Source organism: Rhodovulum viride (genome assembly GCF_003265965.1).
GTDB classification, from domain to species: domain Bacteria; phylum Pseudomonadota; class Alphaproteobacteria; order Rhodobacterales; family Rhodobacteraceae; genus Rhodovulum; species Rhodovulum kholense.
Genome location: NZ_MUAV01000060.1, coordinates 1 through 3655, shown reverse-complemented (window position 1 = coordinate 3655; position 3655 = coordinate 1). Strand labels below are relative to the sequence as shown.

Annotated in this window: 7 protein-coding genes; all 7 read right to left on the bottom strand. The window is 74.2% G+C overall.

Annotated elements, in window-relative coordinates:
- Nucleotides 1-1198: glycine-rich domain-containing protein (locus BYZ73_RS20665; protein ID WP_342768238.1), on the bottom strand; the 1198-nt coding region annotated here is incomplete at its 3' end.
- A 3-nt stretch (nucleotides 1199-1201) separates the two neighbouring features.
- Complete coding sequence (locus BYZ73_RS20660) at nucleotides 1202-1687, bottom strand: hypothetical protein (protein WP_112317504.1); 486 nt, start codon at nucleotides 1685-1687, stop codon at nucleotides 1202-1204.
- A complete protein-coding gene (locus BYZ73_RS20655; protein ID WP_112317503.1) occupies nucleotides 1687-2088 on the bottom strand; it encodes a hypothetical protein in 402 nt (133 codons plus the stop codon). Before BYZ73_RS20655 ends, BYZ73_RS20660 begins: the two co-directional genes overlap by 1 nt.
- Nucleotides 2089-2159: 71 nt before the next feature.
- Entirely contained in the window at nucleotides 2160-2501 is a 342-nt protein-coding gene (locus BYZ73_RS20650; protein ID WP_112317502.1) for a bacteriophage spanin2 family protein, read from the bottom strand.
- Nucleotides 2480-2950 carry a lysozyme gene (locus BYZ73_RS20645; RefSeq protein WP_112317501.1) on the bottom strand — a complete coding sequence of 157 codons (471 nt, stop codon included), beginning with the start codon at nucleotides 2948-2950 and terminating at the stop codon, nucleotides 2480-2482. Before BYZ73_RS20645 ends, BYZ73_RS20650 begins: the two co-directional genes overlap by 22 nt.
- Nucleotides 2947-3174, bottom strand: a complete 228-nt coding sequence (locus tag BYZ73_RS20640; RefSeq protein ID WP_112317500.1) for a DUF7940 domain-containing protein — start codon at nucleotides 3172-3174, stop codon at nucleotides 2947-2949. Before BYZ73_RS20640 ends, BYZ73_RS20645 begins: the two co-directional genes overlap by 4 nt.
- 96 nt (nucleotides 3175-3270) lie before the next feature.
- Complete coding sequence (locus BYZ73_RS20635) at nucleotides 3271-3582, bottom strand: hypothetical protein (protein WP_112317499.1); 312 nt, start codon at nucleotides 3580-3582, stop codon at nucleotides 3271-3273.
- Between the last annotated feature and the right edge of the window lie 73 nt (nucleotides 3583-3655).

Here is a 3655-nt window from a genome sequence, read left to right as displayed (position 1 = left end):
GCAGATCGAGCGCCCCGGCAGCGGCCCCCAGGACCGCCGCCGCCCCTGCCGCATGACCCGCGAGCGGAACCGCGCCTGACGCGGTGCCGCCGATCCTGACGGTGCCCGCCCCGCGGCCCGCGAGCGACATCGAGCCAGCGGCCCGCCCGATTCCCGCACCGGCCCGCGTGACGCCGACAGCGGCCCCGTCCAGCCGGAGCGTGTCGGCCGCCGCCACCCTGGCCGCCGCTGCGGCCGACGATGCCCCGCCGAGACCGATGCCCCCTTGGGCCGCAGCTGCGGCGCGCGCGGTCGCTGTCGCGGCGCCCAGGACGCGAAAGCCGCCCGAGGCGGCGCCGGACGCTTCGGCCGTGACCGAGGCCGAGCCCGCGAGACCGAGAGCCCCGGCGGCCTCTGCCGTGGCATCCGCTGGTGCCTCGGTCGGCGCGGGAACGCGCAGGATGACGACACCGCCCGCGCCGGGAGATCCCGCCAGATACGAGCGGCTGGTGACGCCGGGGCCACCATGGCCCGGAAGGGTTGGCGTCTCGGCCTCGGTCGGGACGTTGACGTTCAGATCCCAGACCCGGCCGGTGCCGCCCGCGCCATAGTCGACCGCCAAACCGGTGATCGCCGACAGGATGCCGGGACCGCCAGCCCCAGCCGTGTCTGCATCGGCATCGCCGCCGTTGCCGCCCGCCCCGCGCCCGCCGCCCGAATGCTTGCGCCCGCCGCTGACCCGGGTGCCGTCGCCGCCCCGATAGGAGGTCGGGTGCGCGGCCCCGAAAAGGCTCTCATCCGCGTCCCGCGCCCCGCCCCCGCCGCCATCGGTCGGCAGGATCGCCGCGCCGCCGCCAAACCCGCCACCAATCCCGCCGCCGCGCGCAGTCAGCCCCAGCGCCGAACTGGCCCCGCCCGGCGTCGCCGCCGTTTCCGAGGAGGTTCCGCCCTGCCCGACCGTGATCGCCAGCATCCCGGCCGGGACCGCCTGTGTGCCCGCCAGCACATCGCCGCCGGACCCGCCGCCCGAGGCCCCGTAGCTGGTCGGGGACGACGCCCCGCCCGCGCCGACGATCAGGTAATCGACGTCGCCGGGCTGCGCGATGGCGAGGCTGCCGCCTGCGAGGCTGGCGAAGATGTAGACGTCCCAGGACGTGCCGCCGATGGGGACGGTCGTCTTGCTCGCCCCCGAGGCCCCGGCGATGACGGCATAGGCCATGGATCACGCCCCGACCGCGTCGAAGGCGCCGATCAGGGCGGCCAGCTCGGGCCGCGCGCGCAGGGCGGCGGCGCGCGCGGCCGGGACGAAGGCGGGACGCTCGATATGCCGGGTCAGGATGCCGTCGGTGGCGATGGTCACCACGCGGATCAGGTCGGACGCGGGCAGCCCGGACACCCAGGCGGTCAGCGCGTCGTTCCAGGCGCTCGCGGCCGCCTCGATCTCGTCGGCCAGGGCGATGAGATCCGGCAAGGCGGTCGGCCCGCCGATCCCGGCCATGAAGGCCTCGGCCGCGGCGGGGGCCTTTTGCGCCTCGGCAATGGCCGCGAGGGTCGATGCCTTGGCCGACCGGAGCGCGGTCTGGACCGCCTCGACGCTGTACCAGGTCAGGTCGCCGGAGGTTTCGCGCAGGTAGCGCAGCGCCGTGGCGGCGCCAAGGATCGCCGAAACCGCCTGCGGCATGACGGTCGGAAACTGCGACAACGCCATCATTCCCCTCCCGCCGAAAGCGTGAACGCGGTGACGGTGACCTGCTGACCGGAGGCCAAAGCCGGATTGTCGAGCGTCATGTCGCCGCCGCCGCCGGTCGCGGTCACGCTGCCCTGGATGTGACAGGCGGCCCCCTGCCTGACCCGGAAATGCCCGACCGTCCCGGCGGCAGCGGCCGCGCTGTCCTGCCAGGTGCCCAGCATGGCCTTGGTGCCGTTGGCGGCCGCCGCCAGCCAGTCGCCGGGCAGGGTCATGCTGGCCAGCAGCGTGCCGGTATCGGCCGCGCCGCAGTCGGCCGGGGCGGCGCCGGAGCGCAGTTCGAGCGTCGGGCCGGAGCCCGTGGCCGTCTCGATGGCGTCGAGGGCGGCATTGCGGGCCGCCGTGCTGAATTGAAAGGCCATTCGATCCTCTTGGGTTGCGGCGCGTCGCGCCGGTGGTGGAGGCCGCCAGGGCGGCCGGTTGGGGGAAGCTCTCAGGCCCTTCGCCTCCCGACCGCCGCGCCGATCCTTCGCCCGATCTCGCCTGGCGAGGGGGCGATCCATCCGATCAGGGCGACGAGGACGATCCAGGCGGGGATCTCGTTGACGATCACCGTTTCCACCCGGTCGGCGCGGAGGCGGTTTTCGGATTGCTCCTGGCGGATCTCGCGGGCGCGCGGCCGCACGATGCTGGGGGCGTTCTCGACCTTCACCCCTTGCACGTTCTCGGCCCCGGCCTGGACATTGGCGGCGAGGTTCGGCCCGAGCGGCCCCGGCAGGCCGCCGCAGCTGGCCAGCAAGAGCGCCGCGAGGATCAGTCGAGGCCGGACAGGCATAGGTCGCGTTCTGCGCTGCGGCGGTTGACGAGGCCGGGCACGGTCTGGCCCCCGGCCTTCACCCACAGCATGAGGGCATCGCAGGCGCCGGGCAGATCGCCTGCGAGGGCGCGGCGGGACATGCTCGACCGGCAGAAGGCGCCGGAGCCAATATTGTAGGCGGCCGAGACGAAGGCGGCGCGGGTCTCGATGGGCAGGACCTCGGGCAGACAGGGGCGGATCTCAGCCTCGAACTGCGCGGCGCGGCGGGCGAGCTGGGACCGGCAGGCCTCCGGCGTCGCGGTCTGGCCGGGCCCGACGCCCAGGGTCTCGCCGTAGCAGATCGTCCAGACGCCGACGATGTCGCGATAGGAGGCGGTGCGCAGGCCCTCCCAGGGGGCGATCAGCGCGACGGCGGCGGCGATCACGGCCGCGGCGGCGCCCCCGGCGGCGGTGCGGCGGCGGATCATCGGTCCCCCCCCTCAAGGCCGGTCTGGGCGATCACGCGCGCCAGCAGCGCGGCGGCCGAAAGCAGCCCCACCGCGGCGGCGTAGAGATCGGGCGGCAGGCCGAGCATGTCGGCCGAGAGCAGCGCGGCGGCGGCCTCGAGGCCGGACAGAATGACCATGGCGGCCAGAATCCACACCGACCACGCACGGCGCAGCACCGCGCGCCAGTTGGGCACGAGTTTCATTTGGGATCTCCTGTGGTTGGAAACGGTCCCGGTCTCAGGGCCAGACGATGAGCGCCAGCCAGATGGCGGCGGTGAGGGTGAGATAGAGGGGCAGGCTCATTTGCCGCCCCGCCAGAGGCGCAGCATTTCCGCGAGATGCGTGGGGTCGCGCTTGAGCCAGAGGAGCGCCGCGGCGGCGGTTTCCAGCGCCAGCGGGCCGAGGACGGTCACGCCGACGATGGTCAGGCGCTCGGGCATGTCGAGCCAGAGGGCGATCTCGGGGCCCGCGACATAGCCGATGGCGCCCGAGGCCAGTACGATGCCCATGCGCGCGATCACCGCCATGCCATCGGTGCGGAGCCAGACCAGCACCAGCGCGCCCAGAAGCGCCAGCAGGGTGCGGATCGCGTGGTCGGTGGCCTCGATCATGGCTCAGTCCGCGATATGTTCGCGGCGGCGGTAGAGGGCCGCCCGCCCGCCGCCGAAGGTGCCGACATTGCCG